This window comes from Mesorhizobium wenxiniae, from assembly GCF_002284535.1.
In the GTDB taxonomy this organism is placed as follows: Bacteria; Pseudomonadota; Alphaproteobacteria; order Rhizobiales; family Rhizobiaceae; genus Mesorhizobium; species Mesorhizobium wenxiniae.
The window spans coordinates 350,056-375,620 of the sequence record NZ_NPKH01000016.1 but is presented as its reverse complement, the minus strand read 5'-3'; the positions used below and the strand labels follow the sequence as shown (position 1 = coordinate 375,620).

The window sequence follows — 25,565 nt, the reverse complement described above, 5'->3', positions numbered from 1 at the left end:
CATGGCAAAGACGGGTGGCGCCGACGAGGCGCTCAATCGGGTGAACGCGAACTCTAAGCCATCCCAGCTTCGCATCACCGACATGCGGGTAGCCGAAATCATCGGCGCGCCGTTCACCTCAACCCTGCTCAAGATTTACACCAACCAGGGCATCGTCGGACTTGGCGAGGTGCGCGACGGCGCCAGCGCCACCTACGCGCTGATGCTGAAGAGCCGGCTGCTTGGCGAGAACCCCTGCAACATCGACCGCCTGTTCCGCCGGATCAAACAGTTCGGCGGACACGGCCGGCAAGGCGGCGGCGTCTCGGCGATCGAAATCGCGTTGTGGGATCTCGCCGGCAAGGCCTATGGCGTGCCCATCTACCAGATGCTCGGCGGCAGGTTTCGGGACAAGGTGCGCCTCTATTGCGATACCGACGCTACCGTGCCGAGCGGCACCGAGACCGGCAAGCGCCTCAAGCAGCGCATGGCGCTCGGCTTCACGTTCCTCAAGATGGATCTGGGCCTGATGCAGATCGCGGATGTACCCGGTGCGGTCGTGTCTCCTGCCGGCTCACTTGAAGGGTACCGCGTCCAGCCCGGCCGCGGCCCGGTCAAGACTCTTGAAGAGCGGCGCGACCGCAACGCCGCCTACGATTTGCACAACGTCCCCCACCCGTTTACCGGCCTCCATTTTTCCGATAAGGGCCTCGACCTGCTTGAGCAGTATATTGCCGAGGTTCGCGACGTTATCGGCATGGATATTCCGCTCGCCATCGACCACGTCGGCCACATCTCGCTGCAGAACGGTATTCGCCTCGCCAGGCGGATTGAAAAATACGTGCCAGCCTGGCTCGAGGATGTGATCCCATGGCAGTACACCGAGCAGTATCGACAACTGCAGGACGCCACCACGGTGCCGATCTGCACCGGCGAGGACATCTACCTCAAGGAGGGCTTCGAACCTTTGCTCAAGAGCGGCGGCCTATCCGTTATCCACCCAGACCTGCTCACCAGCGGGGGCATTCTCGAGACCAAGAAGATCGGCGACATGGCGCAGGACCACGGCGTCGCTATGGCGATCCATATGGCAGAAAGTCCAGTCGCCGCAATGGCCGCGGCACATGTCGCGACCGCGACCGAAAACTTCATGGCGCTCGAATACCACTCTGCCGATGTCGACTGGTGGGACGATATCGTCACCGGCGTTGCCAAGCCGCTCGTGAAAGACGGCTTTATCACTGTTCCCGACAAGCCGGGCCTGGGGATTGACGACGTCGTCGACGAGGTGATTTCGCAGCATCTGCAGCCGGATGTCAGCGGCATCTGGCAGGCCACGGATCACTGGGACAACGAGTATTCCTGGGATCGCACCTGGAGCTGAGGCGAAAGAACCGAAGATGAAGATCACCGATCTCCGCTGTGCCGTCATCGGTAAACATCCCATCGTTCGTGTCGTCACCGACGAGGGCCTCTATGGCCTGGGCGAGGTCGAGTACACCAAGCCCTACCTCAAGCCCTGGGTCCTGCATTTTCGCGAGGCGCTGATCGGCGAGGACCCGACCGACGTCGAGCGCGTGATGCTGAAGATCCGCCAACGCGGCTCTTTCAAGCCATATGGCGCGGCAGTAAGCGCTATCGAGCATGCGCTGTGGGACATTGCCGGCAAGGCCGCAGGCGTGCCGGCCTACAAACTGCTCGGCGGCAAGGTGCGCGACAAGGTGCGCGTCTACAACGGCTCGATCCGCCAGAAGCGCACGGGCGACCGGCCGGAGGATTACGCCGCTGACGTCAAATGGATGATGGAGCAGCCGCAGAACTTCTTCATGATCAAGCAAGGAATCTCGTTCCACTCAAACATGAAGGACACCATTGAGGGCTTCCATTACGGCGTGACGCAGAAGAAGGCCGGCTATCACGGTGCCATGGATCAAGGCGTGATCAGCGAGCGCGGTTTCAATCACATGCTCGACTGCGTGATCGCGATGAAGGAAGTGCTGGGCGACAAGGTCAGCCTGGCGCTCGACTGCGGCCCCGGCTGGATGCTGCCCGATGCAATTAAGTTTGGTCGCGCGGTCGAGAAGTACAATTTGATGTGGCTCGAGGATATGCTGACTGGCGACTATGTGCCGTGGGTCAATCCGCAGGCCTATCGGGAGCTGACCACCTCCACCTCGACGCCAATCCATACCGGCGAGCAGATCTATCTGCGGCACAATTTCAAGGAGCTGATCGAAACGCAGGCGGTCCGTATCATCGGTCCGGACCCGGCCGATGTCGGTGGCATCGCCGAGCTGAAATGGGTAGCCGAGCACGCCCATATGCACTCGATCCTGATGGCGCCGCACGGCACGGCGAACGGCCTGCTCGGTCTCGGCGCGTTGATCAATGTCTGCGCCACCTTGCCCGCCAACTACATCGCCTTCGAATACCCGAGCGCCTCCGATCCCTGGTGGGAGGACCTTGTGATCGGCCTGCCGTCGCAGATCGTGAAGGACAGCATGGTGGACCTGCTGGAAGCGCCGGGGCTGGGCCTCGATATCGACGCCGAAGCAGCCAGGAGGTATCTCAGGGAAGAGGACGCGGGCTTCTTCAATTGAACCATCCTTCTTGCTCCACCCTGCACCACGTGGACCTCTTCACGCAAATTGGCATCCGGAATGACCGTTTCGGGCCGGTAGCGGACTGACAGCTTCGGGTCTCGAATCTTCAAGAGCGGACCTTCAGGTCGGCACGAGCATCGTCGTGATCTGACCCGGAGCTGCCATTTGCCCCTCCTCAACGCGCGCCCTCTCTCACTGGCATCTGACGTTGCTATGGGCATAACGGCAAGGACGACTTAGCCTCCTGTTTGCGGTATGATGCTGACCAAACTTCCACCGCCTAGGGAGAAGGGCGTGGATATCGCGGCATGGCTGGCAAGCCTCGGACTGGGGGAATACGCCCCGGCCTTCCGCGACAATGACATCGATTTCGAGCTGCTGCCTAAGCTCACCACCGAGGACTTGACGGCCCTGGGCATTAGGTCCGTGGGGCATCGGCGCAAGCTGCTCAGCGCCATTTCGGCGCTCGCGGAGAATTCCTCAGCTCAGCCAGGGTCGACCCTGTCCACTCGTGAGGAGTTTGCGCAAGACGCCACCGACGACGACGTTGCAGCGCCACGAGCAGAGCGGCGGCAACTCACCGTCATGTTCGTCGACCTCGTCGGCTCGACCGCGCTGTCGCAGCGACTCGATCCTGAGGACATGCGCGAGGTGATCCTCAGCTACCAGCAGGCCGTGTCGCGCGAGATCGCGCGCTACGAGGGACGGGTCGCCAAGCTCATGGGCGACGGCGTGCTCGCCTATTTCGGCTGGCCGCGGGCGCATGAGGACGACGCCGAGCGCGCCGTGCGCGCGGGTCTCGCGGCCGCGACCGCGACCGGCCGACTGGGCGGCCCCGGCGGAGTGCCGCTCGCCGCGCGTGTCGGCATCGCCACCGGGCTGGTGGTCGTCGGGGACCTGGTCGGCGAAGGCGCGGCGCAAGAGGAAGCCGTAGTCGGGGACACGCCCAATCTTGCAGCCCGGCTGCAAGCCGTCGCCGAGCCGGATTCTATAGTGGTCGCGGAGGCTACGCAAAGGTTGGTCGCCGGACTGTTCACAGCGACCGATCTTGGTGAACGGGATCTCAAAGGCTTCACCGCTCCAGTGCGGTGCTGGCGCATCGTCGGCGAGACGGCGGCCGAGAGCCGCTTCGAAGCCCGGCACGCCGTGCTGACGCCTTTGGTCGGCCGGCACGAAGAGCTCGCCTTCCTAGCCGAACGGTGGCATCGCGCAACATCGGGACAAGGCCAGGTTCTCCTACTCACCGGCGAGGCTGGCATCGGCAAGTCTCGCCTGTTGGCCGCACTTGCCGCGCAGGTCGCCGCAGGGCCGCGTTCGGTACTGCGCTATTTCTGCTCGGCCCACTACACCAACAGCGCACTCCATCCGCTGATCTCGCATTTGGAAAGGGCGGCGGGCTTCGTGGGCGACGACAACGCCGACACGCGGTTCGACAAGCTCGCGACGCTGCTTACCGGGATCGGCGCGGAGGCTGGCGAGGCCCTACCATTGCTGGCAACGCTGCTCTCGATCGATGCAAGCGGGCGTTATCGTCCGCCGAAGTTGCCGGCGCCGGCGCTCAGGGCGCGCACGCTCGCAGCCTTGACGCGGCTGGTCGAGGCGTCGGCGACGAACGCTCCAGTGCTCGTACTCGTCGAGGACGCCCATTGGATCGACCCCACGACGGCCGAATGGCTGGAAGCGCTCGTTGAGCGGCTCTCGGACCTGCCGGTCCTGCTTGTGGTCACGGCGCGGCCGGAATTCGAGCCGCGCTGGAGGGCGCTGTCGTGTGTCGACACGCTGCAGCTGGGGCGGCTCGAACCATGCGATGGCACCGCGATCATGGAGCGGGTGGCGGGCGGCAAGAAGCTGCCGCGCGACATCGCGGACCGCATCCTTGCTAACACGGAGGGGGTGCCGCTGTTCGTCGAGGAGCTGACAAAGACCGTGCTCGATTCCGACCTATTGGTCGAGGCGGGCGATCGCTATTTGGCGATCGGGCCGCTGCCGGCGATCGCGATCCCGTCGACATTGCAGGACTCGCTGATGGCAAGACTCGACCGGCTGTCACCGGTGAAGGAGACGGCGCAGATCGCCGCCTGCATCGGCCGCGTTTTCCGGCACCGGCTGCTCGCCGCAGTGAGTGGCGCCGGCCGAGGCCGGCTCGACGATGCGCTCAGCCAGTTGGAACAGGCGGAGCTGCTGTTCCGCAGCGGCGCGGCGCCGGAGGCGACCTACACATTCAAGCACGCGCTGGTCTGCGACACGGCTTACCAGAGCCTGTTGAGAAGCCGGCGCCAGCAGATCCATGCGAAGATTGCCTCCGCGCTGGAAGCTGAGTTTGCCGACGTCGCCGAGACCGAACCTGAGACCGTGGCGCAGCACTATACGATCGGCGGACTGGTGGCTGAGGCCGCGTCGTGGTGGCTGAAAGCCGGGCAGCGGGCGATGACAAAGTCTGCCAACCGCGAAGCCGCGGCGCACTTCGGCAAAGGACTCGAGCTCGTTGTGACTTTGCCCGCTTCCGAGGCCCGTCTCAGAAAGGAGCTGTCACTCTGGACGGCAATGGGGTCGGCGCTCATCTCCACCAAGGGTTGGGGCGATCCCGAGGTCCTGCACTCTTTCTCGAAGGCACGGGAACTTGCCGAAAGGCTTGGCGATAAGACACAGCTGTTCGCCGCGGTCCGGGGCGAGAGCGCCTGCCGCACCATTTCGGGTCACCTGCGCGCCGCAAATGCGCTCGCCAACCAGTGCCTCACGCTCGGCATGGAACTCGCGCATGCTTCAGGCGATTCCGGCTACATGCTGGAAGCGCACCACCAGCTCTGGGGTGTCAACTTTTATCTCGGCAACTACAAGACCAGCGGGGTGCACGCCAGCCAGGGTATGGCCATCTACGACTACGAGAAGCATCGCCACCTAGCCTGGGGCTATACCGGGCATGATCCAGGCGTTTGCTGCCGGTCGTTCTCCGCACAGATGCTTTGCATTTGCGGCAAGCCGGATAGGGGGGTTCAGCAGTCAAGAGAAGCAGTCGCCCTCGCCGAGCGCGGTTCGCACCCTGTAAGCCTGGCCCAGGCGCAGATGGCGCTCAGCGTCGTCCATCTCATGCGACGGGAGCCGCATGACGGGCGACTCTGGGCCGAAAAGGCGATCGCCGTATGCACCGAGTTCGCCATGCCCCTGCTGCTTGGGCAGGCTCGCGTGTTCTTCGGCTGGGCGCTCGGTGGTTTGGGGCAGTTGGACGAGGGCATTCGCCAGATGCGCGACGGGATCGCGGCGATCGCCGCGACCGGCGCCGACATGGGGCTGGCTTACTACCTTTGCGCGCTCGCCCGCGCTTGCGGCGAGCGGGGCGAGGCAAGCGAAGGGCTTGCGCTGCTGGAGCAAGCGTTCGACACGCTCGCCAAGTCTGGCTCCAGCTACCAGCTGCCCGAACTGTTGAGCGCCAAAGGAGAGCTCCTATCGCGCCTGGACCAAGGCGACGATGCTATCGAAGGCTCGTTCCGGCAGTCGCTGGCCGCCGCCCGCGAACAAGGTGCGAGACTGGCCGAACTGAGGGCCGCGCTTCGGCTTGCCCGACTTTGGTCCGATCGCGGACGCGAGAGCGAGGCGCGAGACCTGCTCGCACCCGCATATGCGGCGTTCAACGAGGGTTTCGGCACTTCCGATCTGGTTGAGGCAAAGAGCCTGCTGCAGAAGTTTTCACATCATCCGGCGGCGCAGCCATAGGCAGCAACAACCAGGGAGGACAACCATGCTCAAACAAACGTGCTTTGGTCTGCTGGCCGGCGTAGTGCTAACGCTGGCCGGCACACCGGCTTCTGCCGCCGAGCTCACGATCTTCTGGGCAGAATGGGATCCTGCCAATTATCTGCAAGAACTCGTTACCGAATATGAGAGGCAGACGGGCGTCAAGGTAACAGTCGAAACAACGGCTTGGCCGGGCTTTCAGACCAAAGCCTTCGCCGAATTCAATGCCAGGGGCGATGCGTATGATATGGTCGTTGGCGACTCGCAGTGGCTCGGCGCCGGCTCGACTGGCGGCCACTATGTCGACCTCACCGACTTCTTCGCGAAGCACGATATCGCCGAGTTAATGGCTCCGGCCACGGTGAAGTTTTACTCCGAGTATCCTGGCGACAGCGGCAGATACTGGGCGGTCCCGCTCGAGGGCGACGCTATCGGTTGGGCCTATCGCAAAGACTGGTTCGAGGATCCGAAGGAAGTGGCCGACTTCCGAGCGAAGTACGGCTACGATCTCGCCGTGCCGAACACGTTCAAAGAGATGCGCGACATCGCTGAGTTCTTCTACCGGCCTGACCAGAAGAGATATGGCATCGCGATTTACACCGACAACTCATACGATGGGTTGGTCGGGGGCTTCGAAAGCGTGCTTTTCTCGTATGGCGGCGAGCTTGGCGACTATGCAACCTACGAGGTCGACGGCTTTATCAATTCCGACAGGGCCGTGGCCGCGCTCGAATTCTATCGGGAGCTGTACAAATTCACGCCTCCGGGCTGGGCCAACGCCAATTTCGGAGAGGAGAATCTGGCGATCACCGAAAGCTTGGCCGCGATGAGCATGAACTATTTCGCGTTCTTCCCATCGCTTACCAACGAGGCTAGCAATCGGAATGCCGCCAACACCGGCTTCTTCGCCAACCCGGCCGGCCCGCAAGGCGATCAGTTCGCCCCCCTAGGGGGGCAGGGCATCTCGATCATCTCTTATTCGCAAAAGCAAGACGAAGCCCTCAAATTCCTCGAGTGGTTCATCAAGGACGAAACCCAGAAGAGGTGGGCGGAGCTCGGCGGCTACACCTGCAGCGCGGCTGTGCTGAAGTCGGATGCATTTCAGAACGCCACGCCGTACAACAGGGCCTTCTATGAGACCATGTTCAAGGTGAAGGACTTCTGGGCGGTCCCGGAGTACGCCGAATTACTGCAGCAGTTTAACCAGCGAGTCTATCCGTACGTGACGGGCGACCAAGGCACGGCCAGGGAGACGCTTGATGCCCTCGCCGCGGACTGGAACGCGACTTTCAAGAAGTACGGGCGCCAGTAGTCGGTGTGGTTATGGATGGGACGCATCGCGTTTCACACCGACATCGTGGAGATGCCGAACGCCTGCTTTGCGAAGCAGAGCGGACTTTCTCGAGACGGCCGCATGACTTCGGCTTCTGGCGCGACGACGACCTCCCGCGTGGTCGCCCGCCATATCTACTTTCAGGAAGCGGCAAAGCTGATCTCAGCGTCCGAGATGCGGCGCATTACGGACCTTGGCGCTAGTTCCTGAGATCGGGTCAGCTATCTTCACTCTCCGCGCGCCATCTGTCACCGTGGCGTATCCGCTTGGCTGGGTGCCGTGGAGCTAGCGCTTCGTTGTCCGGGCGGTAAATGAGGGGCAGCTCTATGAACTATCACGATATCGACCTTAATCTGTTGCGAGTTTTCGATGTAATGATGCGTGAAAGAAGCGTAACGCGCGCAGCTATCGAATTAGGCAGAACACAATCGGCCGTAAGCCACTCCTTATCAAAGCTTCGATATCTTTTGCAGGACGAATTGTTCACGAGAGACGGAGGAGAGATGCGGCCAACGGCTCGGGCAGTGGAGTTGCTGTCAGATATTTCTGCTGCCCTGGCAACGATTCGCGCCTCGATCGACCGGCATCAGGTGTTCAATCCAGCAACGACGCGACGCAACTTCCGCGTTGGACTTACTGATTATCACGCCATGATTTTCATCCCTGGGCTCATTCGAGAGTTTTCGAGGCAAGCACCCGGTGCCACGCTGAATGTCATTCCCGCAAATGGGCCGGAAATCGGTTCATCGGTCTATTTGAGGCAAGTTGACTGTGCACTGACAGGAGCGGCTATACGCGACGATCCGAATCTCTTGAAGGTGGAACTTGGCCAGGATCGGCTATTTTGCGCGGTGTGGAGTGGAAGCAAGATCGCCAGGAACGCCATGACGCTGGAAACTTATTTGGCCAGTTCTCACCTTCAGATTTCCGCAGATGGTCTAGCAGAAGGGCTCGCGGACGCCGCCCTCAAGCAGCTTGGTCTACGGCGCAACGTCGTTGCTACCATCTCGAACTATCTAGTGCTTCCTTGGGCTTTGCGTGGCACTGAACTGATTACCCATTGCGGCGATGCCATTCTACAAATGCTGGATGAGAGAAGTGAGGTGAGCTTGGTCCCGCCGCCCCTTCCGATCTCGAATGTCAATGCGTGGCTCGTTGTTCACCGTCAGATGGCGAATGACCCGGGTACCAAGTGGCTCCGGGAAGTAATCGTCGGCATTTACGACGAGTCGCAGGCCAAGAAGCGCCGAAGACCGATCTTCGACCATCGGAATGCCGGATCAGCCGAAGAATAGCTGGTGAATGCGTTGTCGCCCATGGCGCAAAACGGATTATGAATGGGATTCATTTTACTAATGAGAACAATCGATTTGACGAATAGTTCAGCTTAGGAGCACATTTGGGGCAATAAAAACAGGGGAATGCCGAAATGAGATCAATTCTTAAGTGTTTGATTGCCGTTGCCATGGCGTGTACTGCTTCCTCGGCGTGGTCCGCGACCATCGACAATGTCAAGAAAAATGGAATGCTAACGTGTGGCACAAATTCAGCCACCGCTGGCTTCAGCCTTCCAAACAATGAAGGCAAATGGACCGGATTTGTGGTCGATTATTGCCGCGCTGTGGCGGCGGCCGTGCTTGGCGACGCGCAAAAAGTCAAGTTCATCCCGTTGACGCCAAAAGATCGCTTTACCGCCTTGCAGTCGGGAGAGATCGACATCCTGGCGCACAACGCAACCTGGACATCGTCCCGCGACACGTCACTGGGCATACTGTTTGCTGGCACATACTTCTATGACGGCCAGGGGTTTATGGTGCGCCAGGCGGACAACGTCACGTCAGCGAAGGGACTCGATGGTGCCTCGATTTGCGTCACCCAAGGCACTACAACCGAATTGAACCTTGCCGATTATTTTCGCTCGCAATCGATCAAATACACCACGGTTGGTTTCGCCGACGAGGAAGCTGTCGTGAAGGCATATGAGGAGGGACGTTGCGACGTCTTGTCCGCGGACACTTCCACCTTGAACGCGTCGCGATTGCGCATGGCGAAGCCGGGCGACAGCGTCGTGCTTCCCGAGTTGATCTCTAAGGAGCCGCTTGGCCCGGCGGTTCGGCAGGGTGACGATCAGTGGTTCAATGTGGCGAAGTGGACACTCTACGTCATGGTTGCGGCGGAAGAATTGGGGGTTACCTCGAAGAATATCGATGCAATGAAATCCTCGGACAATCCTAACATCCGTCGTCTGCTTGGAGTGGAAGGCGGCATCGGAAAAGACATCGGGCTGGGCGACAACTGGCCGGTTCAGGTGATCAAGCAGGTCGGCAACTACGGGGAAGTGTTTGATCGGAATGTCGGCAAGGACTCGCCGCTGAAAATGGAGCGTGGCATGAATGCACTCTGGAACAAAGGCGGCATTCAGTACGCTCCGCCGATTCGCTAGATGCAGCATGGTCGCATGGCGCTGGCGCACTGATCGCGAGCGCCGTTGCGCTCATCCCACTAGGAACAAGGCCATGTCCGATTTGTCGCTGCCTGCGCGGTCGCGTAGGAGCCTATCTTTGCACGATAAAAAAGTGCGAGGCATCTTCTACCAGGTCTTGCTCGCTGGTAGCTTGTTGGCCTTGGCCTTAGGCATTGGCATCCAGACCGCATCGAATATGCGGGCGCGGGGGATTCCGCTCTCATTCGATTTTTGGAACGAGTCTGCTGGCTTTGACATCAATCAGACGCTGATACCGTACGATACGCTTTCCACCTACGGTCAGGCCTTCTGGGTGGGCGTGGTCAACACCCTTTACGTGAGCTTTCTCGCAATCCTGTTGGCGACCTTGCTTGGCTTTGTCGTCGGGATTGCCCGGCTGTCACAGAACTGGGTCGTCTCGAAGGTCGCAACCTCGTATGTCGAGGTTGTACGCAACGTCCCGTTATTGCTGCAGTTGCTCTTCTGGTACAACGCCGTCCTCAAGCCGCTGCCCCCGCCGAAATCGTCGATCGCAATCCCCGGCGGCATTTACCTCAACAATCGCGGTCTCATCATTCCGGAGATCCAGTTGCATCCGGGGGCGGGGCTGGTGGGCCTGGCATTCGCGGCGGCTGTGTTCTGCTCTATTGCATTCTGGTTCTATGCGAAGCGTGTCCAGAGAGGTACTGGCAAGCAACTGCCGGTGTTTTTGGTCAGCCTCGCGGCGCTAGCAGGGTTTCCGCTGGTCATGTTTCTGGCGGCCGGCGAGCCGGTGTCGTTCATAACGCCGCACCTGCGAGGTTTCAATTTTCAAGGTGGGCACCAGCTCTATCCAGAGTTCGCCGCGCTTCTGATCGGTCTGTCGGTCTATACCGGATCTTACATCGCCGAGATTGTCCGAAGTGGAATCCAGGCAGTGCCAAAAGGCCAGACCGAGGCTGCGTATGCGCTCGGGCTTTCGCCAGGCAAGACACTTCGCCTGGTCATCGTTCCGCAGGCACTCCGTATCATCATACCGCCTCTAACAAGCCAGTACCTCAATTTGACCAAGAACTCGTCGCTCGCGGTGTTCATCGGATATCCCGACCTCGTTCAAATCTTTGCAGGGACGGTGCTCAACCAGACCGGGGCGGCGGTCCAAGTGATGGCGATCACGCTGTCCGTCTATCTCGCAATTTCCATTGTCACGTCGATGGCCATGAATGCCTTCAACCAACATTCTGCGATCGTCGAGAGGTGATGCATGAGCGATCAGTCTTTGCATACGCCAGTTGCAAACGTCGCGCTTATACCAGCGACGGCACCTCCGGCTGACGTGCGGCCGGGTCCAGTTACCTGGATCAAAGGGAATTTGTTCTCGACGCCTCTTTCAGGTGTGTTGACGATTTGCTTTGTCCTCCTTGCGGGCTGGCTGCTGCATCAGTTTCTGAGCTTTGCAATCTTCTACGCGGTCTGGAGCGGCGGCAGGGAGGCTTGCCGTGCGAACCCCGAAGGGGCTTGCTGGCCCTTCATCGCGGAGAAGTTCGACTATCTGCGATATGGCGCGTACCCGGTTTCCGAGCGATGGCGGGTGAATCTCACGCAGGCCGTTGGCGCCACGCTCATCGTTTGGCTCCTGTGGACGAAGGCTCCGCAGCGCAAAGTGGCGGCAGTTTTGTTTTTCATCGTCTACCCGGTTGCCGCGTTCGTTCTCTTGCGTGGCGCCGCATGGCTTAATTTGCCCGTCATCGATACGACTCTCTGGGGTGGTCTCCTGATCACTCTCCTCATGTCGATCGTTGGCATCGTTTTCTCGCTTCCGATCGGTGTCGTTCTGGCACTCGGACGCAGGTCGGAGCTCCCTATCATCAAGGCGGTTTGCGTCACATTCATCGAGGTCGTTCGGGGGGTGCCGTTTATCACGGTGCTGTTTATGGCTAACTTCATGATGCCGCTGTTCGTGCCGGACTACTTGACGCCTGATCGTCTCCTGCGCCCCCTCATCGCAATAGCGTTGTTCTCGTCAGCTTATATGGCCGAGGTTGTGCGGGCCGGCCTCCAGGCGATCCCGAAGGGTCAATACGAAGCGGCTGAGGCACTTGGGATCAGCTACCTCAACATGATGCGCTTGATCGTCCTCCCCCAGGCGTTGACCATCGTCATACCGAGCATCGTCTCTACCTTCATCGGTCTGTTCAAAGACACGACTCTGGTCGCGATCGTCGGCATCGCAGACTTCTTGAAGGCCGTCGAAACGGCGCGCGTCGATCCGAACTGGGCAGGGCCGACGATCTCCTCAACCGGCTACCTCTTTGCGGGACTGGTCTACTGGGGCTTTTGCTTCGGCATGTCCCGCTACTCGCAGGCGATGGAGCGCCAGCTGGCGCGCGGCCACAAACGTTAGGAACCGACAATGATGCCAGTAATCCCCGATCGGAGAGGGCGCCGCAGTTTCTGACGCAAATCCTGAATAACGACGGCCGCAGAAGCAAAGCGGCCGCAGCCGTTGCAACCATTTTCCAAGGTGTTTTAGCAAATGGCATGTGCAGACACGCCCAAATCGACGACTGCGCAAAGAAATGTCGCGCGAGTGGACTTCGACCAAATCCACGACCGCCAGCAATTCGGATCCGTCAAATGGGCCAATCAGTGGGATGAGTTCTCCCCCCGGGTCGAGGGCGAAGACCTGCTCTCCCTATGGACGGCGGATATGGATTTTCGTGCCCCGGAAGCTGTGATCGCGCGGCTGCGCGAAGCGGCGGACCATGGCATTTATGGTTACACCCGTCGCGACCCGCGCCACTACGAGATCGTGCAATCGTGGTTCGCGCGACGGCACAACTGGTCGCCGGTGTTGGAGACCCTGCTTCCTGCGCCAGCAATCATGCCGTCAGTAGCTGCAATACTCCGGACCTTCACGAAGTCCGGTGACGGCGTCATTGTGCAGTCGCCCGTGTACTCACCCTATTTCGAAGTGATTCAGGGAAATGGGCGAGTCCTGCTTACGAATCGGCTGAGACTTCAAAACAACCAATATGAGCTTGACCTTGAGGATTTCGAGAGACTGGCCGCCAGCGGCGCCAAGGCATTTCTACTCTGCAATCCTCACAATCCTGCCGGAAGGGCCTGGACGCAAGAAGAATTGGGGGCGCTGAACGATATTTGCGAGCGCTATGGGATTTTGGTTATATCCGACGACATTCACTGCGACATAAGGTTGTCAGATCGACCCCACATCGTCTTCTCCTGCATCTCAGACGATGCGGCGGAGAAGTCGTTCATCTGCACGGCTCCGACGAAGACCTTCAACCTAGCCGGGGTTCCTTCGGCAACGATTTCGGTAGCGAACAAAAAGCGTCGCAACGAGCTCCTTGTCGCAATGCAGGCGTCGTTCATGGTGAATGCGAACTTTTTCGGTCGCCTGGCATTGGAGGTCGCTTACAGCACGGGCGCACCATGGCTCGACCAACTCACGAGCTACATCGCCAGCAACATTGATCTCGTTTGCGAATTCGCTACTGAACACCTTCCCGGCATTACCCCTATAAGGCCCGACGCATCGTTTCTGGTGTGGTTGGATGCCCGCGCGCTCGATCTCAAAGTGGGCGGAATCCAGAAGTTCTTTGTCAATCGTGCCGGGGTTAATTTGTACGACGGCCGCGTATATGGGCCCGGTGGCGAAGGGTTCATTCGCCTCAACGTCGGCTGTCCGCGCTCGCTGTTACTTCAGGGGCTGGAACGCATGTCTGCGGCGCTGACAATAAGCTCTTGAACCGGGCGGCAGCCCGTGGGAATAGCAGGTTCTTGCTCGGGATCAGGTGCAACCCGTTTTACCGCGCCTCATGCGCCACCGTAGCGTCCGCTTTTGGCGCCATGACCTCGACCAGCGGTCGCCCGCGATGTCAGCTTTCAGGAACGGCGAAGCTGCTCTATACGACCGAGATTGGTCAATACTTCCGGTTCCTGAACGGGAACATTGCGCCAACAGCTGCCTCACCCGAGAGCTATAAATAGTCGCGGACAAACGTGCCCGCGCTGTGAAGAGCGCGCCAACCGGCACTCAATCCTGCATTCCAAACCGGCCAGGCGTGAATCATATGCGGCCAAATTTCGAGACGTACCTTGACGTCAGCCGCGCCAGCGGCTGCCGCGAGCCGAGTTGCGTCCGACAACAGCGTCTCGGCCGAACCGACTTGTATCAGCATTGGGGGAAATCCGCTCAGATCGGCGAACAACGGCGAGATCCGGGGATCGCGCCGGCCAACGACATGGGAGGCATAGGCGGTCGCCAATTCCTCCAAATACGCCCGGTGGATGATAGGGTCGATCGCGTCCTTAGTTGATAGTGTCGCGCCGGACATCGAAAGGTCCGTCCAGGGCGAAACCAGCCAAAGACATCGCGGCAACCGCTCCCCTGCCGCGCACAATATACTGACCAAGCACAGGGTGAGGTTGCCGCCCGCACTGTCTCCGGCAACCACGATGCGATCCGGCGCGATCCCTTGCCGGCTCAGAAAGCGCCATGCGGTGAGTGCGTCTTCATGTTGCGCAGGGAAAGGATGTTCCGGTGCGCGTCGATAGTCGATCGCGAGGGTGCGCATTCCCATTGCTCGACCTGCCTCGGTCACCATTCGACGATGACTTTTGAGAGAGCCGGAGCAGTAGCCACCACCGTGGAAAAGAGCAGAACCTTATCCCTGTCACTCTCAGGCGCTAGGGACCACTCGCCCTCGAGGCCATCGAAAACCACATCCTCGCATAGGATGTCGTCCGCAATCGGCCACACCGAACCAACCTCATCGAGCCGTGCCCGGCGTTCGTTCCAGCCCACCGGTCGTGGCTTTGACGTCAACAAGCTGCGGACGGCGTTGATCTCCGTCAGATCAAGGTGTTCATCCACATCGCTCATTTTGCATTCCTACCCCATCAAGCATAGAAAACCGCGGACAGCAGCAGCCACATGTCATCCATAAAACGCAATGCCAGCGCTGGGAGTTTTTCGTTACAATTGCGGCATGGCGAATACACGGGACGACAGCTCGCCCACAAACCCGCTCGTCATCTTTTAGCACTGACCCACCCCCCGCACATGGTCGAATATTCCATCTGTTATTTGGCCGCTTCGGGTTCGTTCTACGACCCCTTATCGGACCAAGATCATCCTCGTTACTGGCGCCTGCAGCGGGCTCGGGCGCAACACCGCACTCTCAGCATCGGACGCCGCGGCGGTGACGTGTTCTCACCTACCATAGCCGGAGCGAGGACGCTTGGGTCGTCGTCGCGGGGACTGGCAACGGGTTGCAGGGCGGGAGCGTCTGCTCCTTAGAGCGGACCTGCTGTCTCGGCCAGCGCATCTGCCTGGTAAACATCTGCCTCCGATGATGCATGAGACCAACAGGCGCACGGATCAAGCCGACGAATTCTCATTGAGCGGAACGGATAGGGCGCAAGCTTGCCTTGCATGGCGAGGACCCGCGGAGCGTCTGTCCTTTATGCGAACGACACCGGGTGGAAAGATATCATAGCTCGGGGCCAGCTTGTCGCAGTTCTTCCCGACGGCGGCAGACCAGACGAGGCACACGGTCTCGTCCTTCCGACTTAGCTCGGAAGAGTGCCAGATCGGCGGCATTGACAAAATCGCTGGAGTCTCGTTCTCGTTGGTCACCGTTGTTCCGACGCTGATGGTCACGCGGTCCTTGGCCGTGCTGTTCAAAGTCCCGCACGCCCTGCACGCGCCGCTCTGCGAGGTCCCCGGCCCTTACGGATCGCCGGCATCCCGGACAAACCGCTTGACGCCTCATAGCGGTGACGGAGCCTTAGGTGGCAGCTTCGCGGCGGGCCGAAACCAGCCCATACCGGGCACAGAGCTCGGTCACACTTCCGGGATCCATGTCGAGCTCGTACTTTCGGAGTAGCCCGGGCATCTTGGTTTGATCGGGCCACAGCGCCGCGAGCTCTCGGAAGTAGTTCTCGAATCCCGCAGGAGAGATCAGCTCGATGATCTCGCACGGCTCGTCACCAGCGTTCCAGAAGGTGTGCCACTGGTTGCGCGGCTTGAACACCCAGGTACCTGGTTCAGCGGTGACGACATCATCGCCAAGTAAAGCCGCGAGCCGGCCGGTGAGAACATAGGAATACTCGTCTTCCCGATGATGCCGATGAAGCGGCGCCGCCAGCGCATGAGGGGCAAGAGGGTGGTGAACCACTGAGAAGCGCTTGTCGCTCGCTGCGCCGTCAATTTTCCAGTGGATACCGAAACCGCCAATTGCGAAGGAGTCGCCGGCACTATGCGGGATAGTGATGGGGGCAGCCATGGCTCCCTCCTTGGCTGATGATCGGTGAACGTTTATGTTCACTCATCGATAAACTCGGATTCGGCTCTCGTCAAGATGGGTAATCACGTGCGTTCACCGAAAGTGCCACCTCGGCGCTACACCCTCCAGTCCCGGGCCGACAAACAGGCTGAAACCCACCGGGCACTCGCGCGCGCGGCATCCGAGTTGCACCATACCGTGGGGCCTTCGCGAACTACGATCAGCGCGATAGCCGAAAAGGCCGGGGTGCAGCGCCTCACGGTGTATCGCCACTTTCCCGACGAGGAGGCGATCTTCACCGCCTGCACCGCCTATTCGTTCGAGCTCGACCCCCCGCCGAGGCCAGATACATGGATCGGAATTGAGAACCCGCAGGAGCGCCATCGGACGGCGCTCAAGCAGCTCTACGGTTACTACCGCCGCAAGCGTCAACTCCTCGCCAACCTTTACCGCGACGCCGAGATGCCAGTGGTGGCTGCTGCGCTGGAGCGGAGGCGTACGCTTCTCCAGCGAGCAGCGGAGATACTGCATGCCGGCTGGAAGGTACGTCCAGCCCGGCTCCGATTCTTCAGCGCAACCCTCGCCCACACCCTCGAGTTCTCGACCTGGTTGTCGTTCGCCGAGGGACAAGGCCTGTCCGATGCTGAAGCCGTTGAGCTTGCCGTCAGTCTCGTGACATCATCAGCGCGCTGAATATTACGGTTCGTGCGCGTATCGGGCCGCCCCTGTTCGCGTCGTGATGACGGCGTAGCCGCGCCCGCTTCTGGGCTCATTTCCTATCTTTCGACCACTCAGGGTCGAAAGGCCCCTACCCTCCTTGAAGACGGTGGCTGAATGGGAGACGGGACACCGGAGATGCAGGCGCGTCGGCCAGGACCTTTCCACAAGCCTCATTGCACAGGGACCGCTCGCCATGAAGACCGGATCGGCAAGGTTGCCCGCGATCCCCTGCTTTCGGTCAAAGCTTTTTGGGACATCGGAGTGCGAGACGCGACGGCAATCTGGATCGTCCAGTATGTCGGTCGCGAGATCCGGGCGCTCGACTATTACGAGGCCGTACGTCAGCCGCTGGCAGCGCATTTGGAGTGGCTTCGCACCAAGGGTTACGGCGGCGCCGAATGTTTCCTACCGCAAGATGCTTCCCATGAAGACGCCGTCACCGCGATCCGATTCACCACATCCGCTCCGCCGGCTTCGACGTCACGACGGTGCCAAACCAGGGCAAAGGCGCGGCCCTGAAGCGTGTCGAGGCAGGCCGCCGGCTGTTCCCGGCCTTCTGGTTCAACAAAGCGACGTGTTCGCCGGGTTTGGACGCCTTGGGATGGTATAACGAGAAGTACGACGAGGCGCGCAACATTGGTCTCGGACCGGAGCATGACTGGTCGAGCCACGGCGCCGACGCATTCGGCCTGATCTGCGTGGCTTATGAGAAGCCGAGAAAGCAGCCAGTGTACGTGACGCCGGATCTGCGCTGGGTTGTGTGAGGCTAAACGAAGCGCTCGTGCCGGTGGGCTAGAGCTTCAGCTTTGCCCTTAATGCGTCGATGCGCTTGGAAGCCTCTGCCTTGCTGAGGTTCTCTTCAAAGCTTTCCTCATCCTCCGCCTGCTCACATAGGGTTTTCAGGTACGATGCTTGCGACGGGGTCATCGGATCCTCGCCGCTCACCCATTCATCGGGATCTTTGTCGACATTGGCCGAGGCATCAGTTTTGGCGCGCGGGTCTTCCATGGCAATCTCCTATCGTAGCAGGAGGAAATGCCTTTGATCTCTTTTTGTTCCTTGGCGGACTTGGCTTTTTGACCGTTGTGAGCACACTGCACCCTTCAAGCCAATGAATCACGGTGAGAGCCCGCCAAAGCTTGACCGCGCGTTCGTTCGTGCTGACCACGCAGTTGAACTGCATGGCGCGGAAACCTCGCGCAGCCGCATGCCCCAGAGAGTGCCTACACACCGGGTGGAAAGACATCATAGCTCGGTGTTCCGGGCTAATCCGTAATCCATCCGATGGACGCGTTGGGTCAGAAATCAGTAGACTTGATCGACCGTTTTGGGCAGAGCCTTGCTGCTGCAAAGGCAGGGCAGAGAAGAGTCAAGATAACGCATTGAGGTTCGGGCGCGGCTGGGAATAGCCGAGGCTCCAGTCACCTCAGGACGTCGAGAAGCGCCTTGGCCTCTTGGACGTCTGGTGTCTCAAAGCCCTCGCTGAACCAGGCATGCACGGGCGCGAGCAGATCGCTGGCCTCGGCGTGCTTGCCCTGATGGCGCCAGAGGCGAGCAAGATCGGTGGCAGCACGTAATTTCCAGGACTTCGCGGATTGACGCCGGGCGATTTGGATCGCGCGCTGGAACGCTGCGATCGCCTCGTCTGGTCTGCCGCCGTCGGGAAGAACTGCGACAAGCTGGCCTCGCAATCGATGCAGTTCAGCGTCCGGCCAACACTGCCCCGTCCGTTCGTCCGCCGCCAGAGCCTCGTCCAATGCGCCGAGCCCCCGTCGCACGTCTCCGGAGAGTGCGCAAGCCTCGCCAAGCAGGCCTAGAAAGAAGGGGCGCATCCACTCCGCGCCACTGCTCGTCCACTGCGCGAGCCCACTCTGGCTCGCTGCAACGCCGGCTGCTGCCTGGCCTTGGCGGGCAATGGCCCAGCCTTTGACCACCGTCGCACCTGCGGTCCACAGATCAAATTTCTGCTCCCGGGCCAACTCCAGTAATGCTTCCGAGTGTTCCGCGGCTGATCCCGCGGTGCGGCCATAAGCACTCGCCATCGCGCTGTACATCAGCGCAAATCCCAGCGTGTTCTTGTGGCCAACACGGTGCGCCAAGCTCAGTGCGTCGGCTTGCCGGCCAGCTGCCTGATCGGGATAGCCAAGTAGCCACAGCACCCAATTGAGGTGCGATAGCGCTGCAACTCCGAGATCCTGGCCGAAAGTAAAAGCAGTCGAGCCGTGCCGCTCTCGATCGTAAAGCTCAACGGCTTGCTCGAGGTGCTCGCGGGCGACAAGCAATTCGCCCATCATCTCGTTGGTTGCACCGCAAACCCGGTGCGCGACGCACAATCGCTCGGGATCGCGGTGCTGCTCGGCTAATGCTAGAGTCTGTTCGGCCAGCGCGTTTTGCTCGCGTAAAGCCATCCGGACGTATTGGACAGCCCAGTACCCATACAGCACGGGAAATTGTTGCTGGATGTCGCCAACGGCCTCAACCAAGTCCCGGGCACGGGCGAAAGCCGCGGCGGTCTCCGGCGCAGCGTAGCCGTAGCGGGCGATGCATGCCTGGCCGAGCATCGTCTGGAGATGTAGCTCGCGCTCTGCTTGAGCGCCGCTTTCGGGCAAGCTTCGCACGAGGTCGATGCTCTTGGTGAGATGGCCTATGGCCTCCGCAGCGGCCGAGCGCCGGAACGCGTGCTCGCCTGCCAGCTGCCAATATTTCGCGGCACGCCCTGCCAAACCCGCTTGGGTGAAGTGATGGGCGAGCAGTTTCGGGTTGGGTCTCGACCGCCTCCGACCACCGCTCTTCCAGCACTGTAGCAATGCGGGCATGCAGCTTCCGTTGTGTGCTACGCAAGAGGCTCGCGTAGGCGGCGTCTTGAATAAGCGCATGCTTGAACGAGTAAGTGGCTTCGGGCGGCGTGCCGCGGCGGAACGCGAGACCGCAACTTAAGAGTTCGTCCAATCCTTGCGCCAATGCCACGTCGGGAAGTCCCGCCACCGCGGCCAGCAGCTCATGGCCGAACTCTCGGCCGATTACCGCACCGGTCTGCGCAACCTGTTTTGCGACTGGCAGCCGATCCAGCCGCGCCATAAGGGAGCCCTGTAAGGTGCTGGGCACTGGAAGCGCAGAGTCAAGGACACCGGGCTGGCTGGCCCCCTCGAGCACGGCCTTGGTCAATTCTTCGATGAACAGAGGCACACCGTCGGTCTCCGCCACAATGCGCTCCAGCACCCCGATCGGCAGCGTCTGGCCGACGACCACCTGGCTTGCGAGCATCGCTGCCTGGCGATCGCTGAGACGGCTCAGCGCAATCAAGATCACGCCGGATTGGCCGACCCAAGGCGCTTGAAACTCTGGCCGGAAAGAGATTACCACCAGCGCCGGCAGCGAGGCTAAGCGCATGATCAACCTGTCAAACAACTCAAGCGAGCTTGGGTCGGCCCAATGGGCGTCCTCGAACAGCATCAGCAGGGGGGACCGGCGGGCCCTTTCGTCGAGAATCTGCTGCAAGGCTCTGAACGTCTGTTCCTTCTTGCGCTCCGGGGCTGAGCGCTAGTGGGTGGATACCGCTCTCCACCTGGCACGCCGAGCATCTCGGCAATGAGCGTCAGCTCTTCGGCGGTGGCGCCGAGGGGGAGTAGCAGGGCTTCCAGCTTGTCGAGCCGTACGTCCGCCGGCTCGCCGCGCACAAAGCCTGCCTCATTCCTCCACCGTGCGATGATAGGCTGCAATGCGCTGTTGTGGTGGTGCGGCGAGCAGAAGTACTTAAGTTTTAGATGCGCCTCCCCGGCCACGCGCTCCTCAAGCGCAGCCATCAGGCGGGACTTGCCGATGCCGGGCTCGCCGGAGATGAGCACCACCTGCCCTTCGCCGTCCTTTCCGTGCCGCCAGCGGCGCAGCAGCAGGTCGAGTTCGTCATCGCGCCCGACCAGCGGCGCGAGGGAGGCGGAGTGCATTGCCTCGAAGCGGCTCTGAACCGCAGCCTCGCCCAGCACTTGCCAGGCGCCCACGCGGCCAGACAGGCCCTTTAGATTGAGCGCGCCAAGTTCGCGGCACTCGAACAATCCGCCGATGCGCCGCCGTGTTTCTGCGTCAATCACTGCACAGCCGGGAGTAGCGCGCGATTGTAGTCGCGCGGCGATGTTTGGAGTCTCACCTATCACCGTCTGCTCTTGTGCAGCGCCGGCGCCCAGCAAGTCGCCCACTACGGCGAGGCCGGTGCGTATGCCGATGCGCGCGGCCAACCGTTCACCGGCTGGCGCGGCCTGGCCGACCGCCTGTAGTGCAGCCAAAGCGGCACGCACGGCACGCTCGGCATCAGTCTCGTCACCATGTGGCCAGCCGAAATAGACCAGTACCCCGTCACCCATGTACTTCGCGACGAAGCCGCCCAGGCGGCCAACAGCCTCCGCCACGCAGCGGTGGTAGCTCCCGATGACCTCACGCATGTCCTCTGGGTCGAGGCGGCTGGCGAGCGCCGTCGAGCCGACGAGGTCGACGAACATCACAGTGAGCTGCCGCCGCTCAGCCTCGAAAAACGGCAGGGCGGTCCCGGAGGCGGCCGTGGGTGCCACCGCAGGAGGGCTGGGCGCCGGAACTAAGCCAGCACGCAGGGCCGCGATGGCGGCGAGCAGCTTACGGCGGTGACCGATTGAGGTGACCCGCTCAGATCGTCGGCTGTGAGGTCGGCGACGACCTCAGCATCGATGTCGTCCTTGCGGAACGCTTGTTCGTACTGTCCCAGGCCGAGATCACGCAGCCATGCGCTGATGTCCATGGGCTCCCCCGGCTTCGTCGTTTCGGATCGCCAGGTTCTTCAGCCTACCGCAAAACGGCAGGGAATGCGCGCGGAAACCTCACGAGCCGACTGCGGCGAAGGGCAGCTTCTGGGCGTTATCCGGCGCGATCCCCCGCCGCTCATCATCAATGTTTCTTGGCAGGAACTCGCACTCGCCCATGCCGCCGCGTCCAGTGGCGATCGCGGCACCGTCCGCAGAGCCTGGCGGACGCCCTATTCCATTGCCGACCACTGTCAAAAAAGCCTGTTAACCAAATTTTTTAACCCGCCGATGCTTATTCGCGAGACTGAAGGGTGAGGTGATCATGTGTGATTCAAACATAACCGCGTTTCCGCTGCATCGGCGGCGAAAATTGGTTCAAGGTATCGCCCGGGTCCTGGAATCGAAGAACGGGGAGGACGCGAATGCCTTCTGGCGCAGTACCGCCAAGACAATTCTCATTCAACTGTCCGAATCAGGAATTGCACCGGGGCTGGCCAAACAGGAAGTTGGAGCGCTTCTTCACGCTGTCTTAGGCGATATAGCCACCCGCAGTGCTGCGAAACTTGCAGAATAGAATCGGCTCAGGACGCGGGATTGCTGCGTGGAGACAGGATGCGCCACATTCAAAGACTGCGATGGTGAAATTCTGGCTGAGGGAACGGAGCTGGCTTCTAAACTTCTCCATTCCCGCTGACCAGATTAGGCGGCATCTCACCCGCGGCATGGCCAAGGCGTCTTCGCCGACCGAAGCCGATAAGCCTAGCCCGCCTTCCGAAACGGCTGAGAGCGGCGAGAAAGGATGAGATCGAGTTCGGCTTCGTCCTCGATGCCGGCCTGGAACAATGATATTAGCTCAGATGCTGCGCCATGGGCCATGGTCGATGCCATGCTGCACTGGTTGGCTGTGCAATGCCGGATAAATACCCGTTGCAGCATTTCGAGGTCATTAGGGTAAATGGCGATGTCTGCTGGGTGACGCACAGGCATGCGGTATTCCTCGGAGAGCCAACGCCCTCATTCAGAAGCTCAGGGGTGGCTGCTGACTACGTTGTATCGCACCCTACGCCGTAGCCGTCATTTAACAATGATATACCGGCCGGGGTTGTACCGGCCGCGGCTACCAGCCTCGGAAGGGCCGCCGTCACTCGGGCGAGGACGTTCGCCATCCGTCTAGTCTGCAGGTCCGCGTGAGCGGTTTTCCGGCGCTGCTGCGCTAACATGGCGCCAGTCTATGCGCACAGCGCACATTCGCGAAGCAGGCGCGGCAGACGGACTTTGCGGTTGGAGATGCTCAGTTCAGCCTCGACGGCATCGGGCAGCGGCGATCTGAATGCACGATGATGCGCGTTCATGCAACCACCGCCATGCCTTCGCGTTTAGCCACCTTCAATCCTGGCGAGCGATAGAAATGACGGCGTTTATTCCGATTACAGTTTACCTGAATCACAAGCCGGTGGTGGTCGCGTCGATAGCCGACGCTAAGACAGCGCTTCAGCAACCGTGGCCAGTCATGGGCAAGCCATCCCGACTTGAAGCAATCCGAATGGTTGACGAATGCCTGGCCGGACACTGCAGCCAACACGCTGCGATCGCTGCCTTCCAGACGGCCGCAACTGAACAGGGGCTTCTTAAGCGAAAGCCTCCAAGCATAGGCCTGAAGAAATTTGACCGGGTTGCTGAAGACCTGATGTGAGGTCATGCCGCCCTCGCCATCTTGGACAGCTGACATGCCTCGCCCGCCATCCCCTGTGCCGACCGCTTGCGCGGCGTCCAGGCTCGGTAACACTCGGGCCAAGCGTCGCCTTGCCCTCAAGGTCCAACTTATAATCTTAGAGCGGTTCATCGTTTCACGGAAACGCCGAACCGCTCTATCTCTTTGTTTTTGCGCAATTCCGGACGGGAAACCGTTTAGCACTTTTCCTGGAATTGCCCTAAACGTTAACGCGAATAGCCTGAGCTTCCGTTTCGACCTCGCGCTTCAGCGCTGCCTCGTGCGTTTCTTGACGTAGGAGGGACATGCCTTTCAACCACCGCGGCCCTCAGCGGCTGCGCTACGCGCTCAAGCGAAACCGTGTGACGTCGATGGCCGCGGCCATCAACGTCTGCGTGTAGGTAGCTTGCGGATTGCTGAAGATCGCCTCGGTCGGCCCTTCCTCAACGATCTTACCCTGCTTCATGACGATGATGTAGTCGGCCATGGCGCGCACGACAGCGAGGTCGTGGCTTATGAACAGATACGACAGTTCATGGTCGGCCTGCAGTTCGCGCAGCAGTTCGACGATCTGCTTCTGGACGGAGCGGTCGAGTGCCGAGGTCGGCTCGTCGAGGACAACCACCTTGGGCTTGAGAATCATCGCCCGCGCGATGGCGATGCGTTGGCGCTGGCCGCCGGAGAATTCGTGCGGGTAGCGATTGCGCGCATTCGGATCAAGCCCGACCTCGCGCAAGGCCTCTACTGCGCGCAGATCGCGTTGCCTGCCCGACAGGGTCGGCTCATGCACCAGAAGTCCTTCGGTGACGACTTGGCCAACGGTCATGCGCGGCGACAACGAACCGAACGGGTCCTGGAAGACCAGCTGCAACTCACGCCGCAGCGGCCGCATGGCCCGGCGGTCGGCGGCGGAAATATCGCGATCGCCAAAGCGGATGAGGCCATCACTTGGCAGGAGCCGCAGCAAGGCTCGGCCGAGCGTCGATTTTCCCGAACCGGATTCGCCGACGATGCCGATGGTCTGATTTCGTTTCAGCCGGATCGAAATGTGATCGACTGCGCGCAGGATCAGCGGCTCTCCAGCAAGAAACCCGCCGCCGATCTTGAAGGTCACTTCGACATTCCTGCCTTCGAGCAGGACCGGCGCATTTGGCGGTGGCGGCGCCTTGGTTCCGGTCGGCTCGGCGGCCAGCAGCATCTTGGTATAGGCATGCTGCGGATTGACGAAGATCGCTTCCGCCTCGCCCTCCTCGACGACTTCGCCGTAGCGCATGACATAGACGCGGTCGGCAAAGCGCCGGACAATACCGAGGTCGTGGGTGATGAAGACGATCGCCATGCCGAGCTTGCGCTGCAGTTCGGCGAGCAGCATGAGGATCTGCGCCTGGATCGTCACGTCGAGCGCCGTCGTCGGTTCGTCTGCTATCAGTATGTCGGGATCGTTGGCCAGCGCCATGGCGATCATGACCCGCTGGCGCTGGCCACCCGACAATTCGTGCGGATAGGATTTCATCCGCCGCTCGGGATCGGGAATATGAACCAGCCGCAAGAGCTTGAGCGCCTCTTCGCGTGCTTGCGCCGCGCCAAGTCCGCGATGCCGGCGGATCGGTTCGATCAACTGATTGCCGATCGAATAGAGCGGATCGAGCGAGGTCATCGGCTCTTGGAAGATCATGCTGATCTTGCGGCCGCGGATCTGATTGAGCTCGGACTTGCTTAGGGTCAAAAGGTTGCGGCCGCGATAGTCGACGACGCCTGTCGCCTCGCCGTTCGAGGCCAGCAGGCTCATCGCCGCCATCATCGTCTGGCTCTTGCCGGAACCGGATTCACCGACCACGGCAACGGTTTCGCCTGCATTGACGTGGATGTTGATGCCTTTGACGGCTTCGACCGCGCCATCGAGCGTGCGAAAGCGGACCCGAAGGTCCTTGACGCTGAGGATCGTTTCGCAAGTGCCCATC

The 25,565-nt window shown here is 60.8% G+C and carries 22 protein-coding genes and 2 pseudogenes; 15 read left to right on the top strand and 9 right to left on the bottom strand.

Going from position 1 to position 25,565, the window contains the following annotated elements; genetic code table 11:
* Position 1 precedes the first annotated feature (1 nt).
* The 10 genes from CIT31_RS09620 (at position 2) to CIT31_RS09575 (ending at position 13,862) form a co-directional block, all read left to right on the top strand.
* Positions 2-1,363: a mandelate racemase/muconate lactonizing enzyme family protein gene (locus CIT31_RS09620; protein WP_095518393.1), complete on the top strand. Its 1,362-nt coding sequence runs from the start codon at positions 2-4 to the stop codon at positions 1,361-1,363.
* 16 nt (positions 1,364-1,379) lie between these two features.
* The gene (locus CIT31_RS09615) at positions 1,380-2,579 is read left to right on the top strand and encodes a mandelate racemase/muconate lactonizing enzyme family protein (RefSeq protein ID WP_095518392.1); all 1,200 of its coding nucleotides are present in this window, start codon (positions 1,380-1,382) and stop codon (positions 2,577-2,579) included.
* Positions 2,580-2,876: 297 nt separating this feature from the next.
* On the top strand, positions 2,877-6,293 hold the full coding sequence (locus CIT31_RS09610) for an AAA family ATPase (protein ID WP_245316157.1): 3,417 nt from the start codon (positions 2,877-2,879) through the stop codon (positions 6,291-6,293).
* 25 nt (positions 6,294-6,318) lie between these two features.
* Positions 6,319-7,626, top strand: a complete 1,308-nt coding sequence (locus tag CIT31_RS09605; RefSeq protein WP_095518391.1) for an ABC transporter substrate-binding protein — start codon at positions 6,319-6,321, stop codon at positions 7,624-7,626.
* A 15-nt stretch (positions 7,627-7,641) separates the two neighbouring features.
* Positions 7,642-7,857 carry a hypothetical protein gene (locus CIT31_RS09600; protein WP_133116129.1) on the top strand — a complete coding sequence of 72 codons (216 nt, stop codon included), beginning with the start codon at positions 7,642-7,644 and terminating at the stop codon, positions 7,855-7,857.
* Between the two features lie 116 nt (positions 7,858-7,973).
* A complete protein-coding gene (locus CIT31_RS09595; protein WP_245316156.1) occupies positions 7,974-8,942 on the top strand; it encodes a LysR family transcriptional regulator in 969 nt (322 codons plus the stop codon).
* Between the two features lie 134 nt (positions 8,943-9,076).
* A complete protein-coding gene (locus tag CIT31_RS09590) occupies positions 9,077-10,090 on the top strand; it encodes an amino acid ABC transporter substrate-binding protein (RefSeq protein WP_095518388.1) in 1,014 nt (337 codons plus the stop codon).
* A 118-nt stretch (positions 10,091-10,208) separates the two neighbouring features.
* The gene (locus tag CIT31_RS09585) at positions 10,209-11,351 is read left to right on the top strand and encodes an amino acid ABC transporter permease (protein WP_342586913.1); all 1,143 of its coding nucleotides are present in this window, start codon (positions 10,209-10,211) and stop codon (positions 11,349-11,351) included.
* Between the two features lie 3 nt (positions 11,352-11,354).
* Positions 11,355-12,494, top strand: a complete 1,140-nt coding sequence (locus tag CIT31_RS09580; protein ID WP_095518386.1) for an amino acid ABC transporter permease — start codon at positions 11,355-11,357, stop codon at positions 12,492-12,494.
* Between the two features lie 186 nt (positions 12,495-12,680).
* Entirely contained in the window at positions 12,681-13,862 is a 1,182-nt protein-coding gene (locus CIT31_RS09575; RefSeq protein ID WP_165778390.1) for a MalY/PatB family protein, read from the top strand.
* 232 nt (positions 13,863-14,094) lie between these two features.
* Here the strand turns inward: CIT31_RS09575 and CIT31_RS09570 are convergent.
* Positions 14,095-14,999 (bottom strand): annotated as a pseudogene (locus CIT31_RS09570) (alpha/beta hydrolase).
* Positions 15,000-15,906: 907 nt separating this feature from the next.
* Positions 15,907-16,404: a cupin domain-containing protein gene (locus CIT31_RS09565; protein ID WP_095518384.1), complete on the bottom strand. Its 498-nt coding sequence runs from the start codon at positions 16,402-16,404 to the stop codon at positions 15,907-15,909.
* A 24-nt stretch (positions 16,405-16,428) separates the two neighbouring features.
* Between CIT31_RS09565 and CIT31_RS09560 the strand changes: the two genes are divergently transcribed.
* Both CIT31_RS09560 and CIT31_RS34615 read left to right on the top strand, forming a co-directional pair.
* On the top strand, positions 16,429-17,097 hold the full coding sequence (locus tag CIT31_RS09560) for a TetR/AcrR family transcriptional regulator (protein ID WP_133116128.1): 669 nt from the start codon (positions 16,429-16,431) through the stop codon (positions 17,095-17,097).
* Positions 17,098-17,612: 515 nt separating this feature from the next.
* Positions 17,613-17,888 (top strand): hypothetical protein, encoded by a 276-nt coding sequence (locus CIT31_RS34615; RefSeq protein ID WP_206073347.1) that lies wholly within the window; start codon positions 17,613-17,615, stop codon positions 17,886-17,888.
* Between the two features lie 28 nt (positions 17,889-17,916).
* Here CIT31_RS34615 and CIT31_RS09550 read toward each other — a convergent pair whose 3' ends face one another.
* The 5 genes and pseudogenes from CIT31_RS09550 to CIT31_RS09525 form a co-directional block, all read right to left on the bottom strand.
* Positions 17,917-18,132 carry a DUF3072 domain-containing protein gene (locus CIT31_RS09550; RefSeq protein WP_095518382.1) on the bottom strand — a complete coding sequence of 72 codons (216 nt, stop codon included), beginning with the start codon at positions 18,130-18,132 and terminating at the stop codon, positions 17,917-17,919.
* A gap of 115 nt (positions 18,133-18,247) precedes the next feature.
* Positions 18,248-18,346, bottom strand: a pseudogene (locus CIT31_RS34610) (GNAT family N-acetyltransferase); the annotation flags it as partial.
* A gap of 199 nt (positions 18,347-18,545) precedes the next feature.
* Positions 18,546-19,940: an ATP-binding protein gene (locus CIT31_RS09540; RefSeq protein ID WP_133116127.1), complete on the bottom strand. Its 1,395-nt coding sequence runs from the start codon at positions 19,938-19,940 to the stop codon at positions 18,546-18,548.
* A 636-nt stretch (positions 19,941-20,576) separates the two neighbouring features.
* Entirely contained in the window at positions 20,577-21,617 is a 1,041-nt protein-coding gene (locus CIT31_RS09530; protein ID WP_133116126.1) for an adenylate/guanylate cyclase domain-containing protein, read from the bottom strand.
* Between the two features lie 92 nt (positions 21,618-21,709).
* Entirely contained in the window at positions 21,710-21,889 is a 180-nt protein-coding gene (locus CIT31_RS09525) for an SAM domain-containing protein (RefSeq protein WP_095518378.1), read from the bottom strand.
* On the opposite strand from CIT31_RS09525, the gene CIT31_RS09520 reads away from it, so the two are divergent.
* Entirely contained in the window at positions 21,882-22,208 is a 327-nt protein-coding gene (locus CIT31_RS09520; protein WP_133116125.1) for a hypothetical protein, read from the top strand. The two genes, CIT31_RS09525 and CIT31_RS09520, sit on opposite strands and share 8 nt — an antisense overlap.
* A 7-nt stretch (positions 22,209-22,215) precedes the next feature.
* Positions 22,216-22,467, top strand: coding sequence for a DUF6074 family protein (locus CIT31_RS09515; protein ID WP_095518430.1), 252 nt, complete (start codon positions 22,216-22,218; stop codon positions 22,465-22,467).
* A 185-nt stretch (positions 22,468-22,652) separates the two neighbouring features.
* Here CIT31_RS09515 and CIT31_RS09510 read toward each other — a convergent pair whose 3' ends face one another.
* Positions 22,653-22,880: a hypothetical protein gene (locus CIT31_RS09510; protein WP_095518376.1), complete on the bottom strand. Its 228-nt coding sequence runs from the start codon at positions 22,878-22,880 to the stop codon at positions 22,653-22,655.
* A gap of 343 nt (positions 22,881-23,223) precedes the next feature.
* Between CIT31_RS09510 and CIT31_RS36005 the strand changes: the two genes are divergently transcribed.
* Entirely contained in the window at positions 23,224-23,586 is a 363-nt protein-coding gene (locus CIT31_RS36005) for a DUF982 domain-containing protein (RefSeq protein ID WP_095518375.1), read from the top strand.
* A gap of 358 nt (positions 23,587-23,944) precedes the next feature.
* On the opposite strand, the gene CIT31_RS09500 is transcribed toward CIT31_RS36005, so the two are convergent.
* Positions 23,945-25,564, bottom strand: coding sequence for an ABC transporter ATP-binding protein (locus CIT31_RS09500; RefSeq protein WP_095518374.1), 1,620 nt, complete (start codon positions 25,562-25,564; stop codon positions 23,945-23,947).
* Position 25,565 lies beyond the last annotated feature (1 nt).

Excerpts from the sequence above, each read along its gene's own strand:
- CIT31_RS09550 (WP_095518382.1), bottom strand. The coding sequence starts at position 18,132 with ATGGAAGACCCGCGCGCCAAAACTGATGCCTCGGCCAATGTCGACAAA.
- CIT31_RS09580 (WP_095518386.1), top strand. The coding sequence starts at position 11,355 with ATGAGCGATCAGTCTTTGCATACGCCAGTTGCAAACGTCGCGCTTATA.
- CIT31_RS09510 (WP_095518376.1), bottom strand. The coding sequence starts at position 22,880 with ATGCCTGTGCGTCACCCAGCAGACATCGCCATTTACCCTAATGACCTC.
- CIT31_RS09540 (WP_133116127.1), bottom strand. The coding sequence starts at position 19,940 with ATGCCCGCATTGCTACAGTGCTGGAAGAGCGGTGGTCGGAGGCGGTCG.
- CIT31_RS09525 (WP_095518378.1), bottom strand. The coding sequence starts at position 21,889 with ATGGACATCAGCGCATGGCTGCGTGATCTCGGCCTGGGACAGTACGAA.
- CIT31_RS09515 (WP_095518430.1), top strand. The coding sequence starts at position 22,216 with ATGTGTGATTCAAACATAACCGCGTTTCCGCTGCATCGGCGGCGAAAA.
- CIT31_RS09500 (WP_095518374.1), bottom strand. The coding sequence starts at position 25,564 with ATGGGCACTTGCGAAACGATCCTCAGCGTCAAGGACCTTCGGGTCCGC.
- CIT31_RS09565 (WP_095518384.1), bottom strand. The coding sequence starts at position 16,404 with ATGGCTGCCCCCATCACTATCCCGCATAGTGCCGGCGACTCCTTCGCA.
- CIT31_RS09600 (WP_133116129.1), top strand. The coding sequence starts at position 7,642 with ATGGGACGCATCGCGTTTCACACCGACATCGTGGAGATGCCGAACGCC.
- CIT31_RS09615 (WP_095518392.1), top strand. The coding sequence starts at position 1,380 with ATGAAGATCACCGATCTCCGCTGTGCCGTCATCGGTAAACATCCCATC.
- CIT31_RS09595 (WP_245316156.1), top strand. The coding sequence starts at position 7,974 with ATGAACTATCACGATATCGACCTTAATCTGTTGCGAGTTTTCGATGTA.
- CIT31_RS36005 (WP_095518375.1), top strand. The coding sequence starts at position 23,224 with ATGCACGATGATGCGCGTTCATGCAACCACCGCCATGCCTTCGCGTTT.
- CIT31_RS09520 (WP_133116125.1), top strand. The coding sequence starts at position 21,882 with ATGTCCATGGGCTCCCCCGGCTTCGTCGTTTCGGATCGCCAGGTTCTT.
- CIT31_RS09590 (WP_095518388.1), top strand. The coding sequence starts at position 9,077 with ATGAGATCAATTCTTAAGTGTTTGATTGCCGTTGCCATGGCGTGTACT.
- CIT31_RS09605 (WP_095518391.1), top strand. The coding sequence starts at position 6,319 with ATGCTCAAACAAACGTGCTTTGGTCTGCTGGCCGGCGTAGTGCTAACG.
- CIT31_RS09620 (WP_095518393.1), top strand. The coding sequence starts at position 2 with ATGGCAAAGACGGGTGGCGCCGACGAGGCGCTCAATCGGGTGAACGCG.
- CIT31_RS09530 (WP_133116126.1), bottom strand. The coding sequence starts at position 21,617 with ATGTTCGTCGACCTCGTCGGCTCGACGGCGCTCGCCAGCCGCCTCGAC.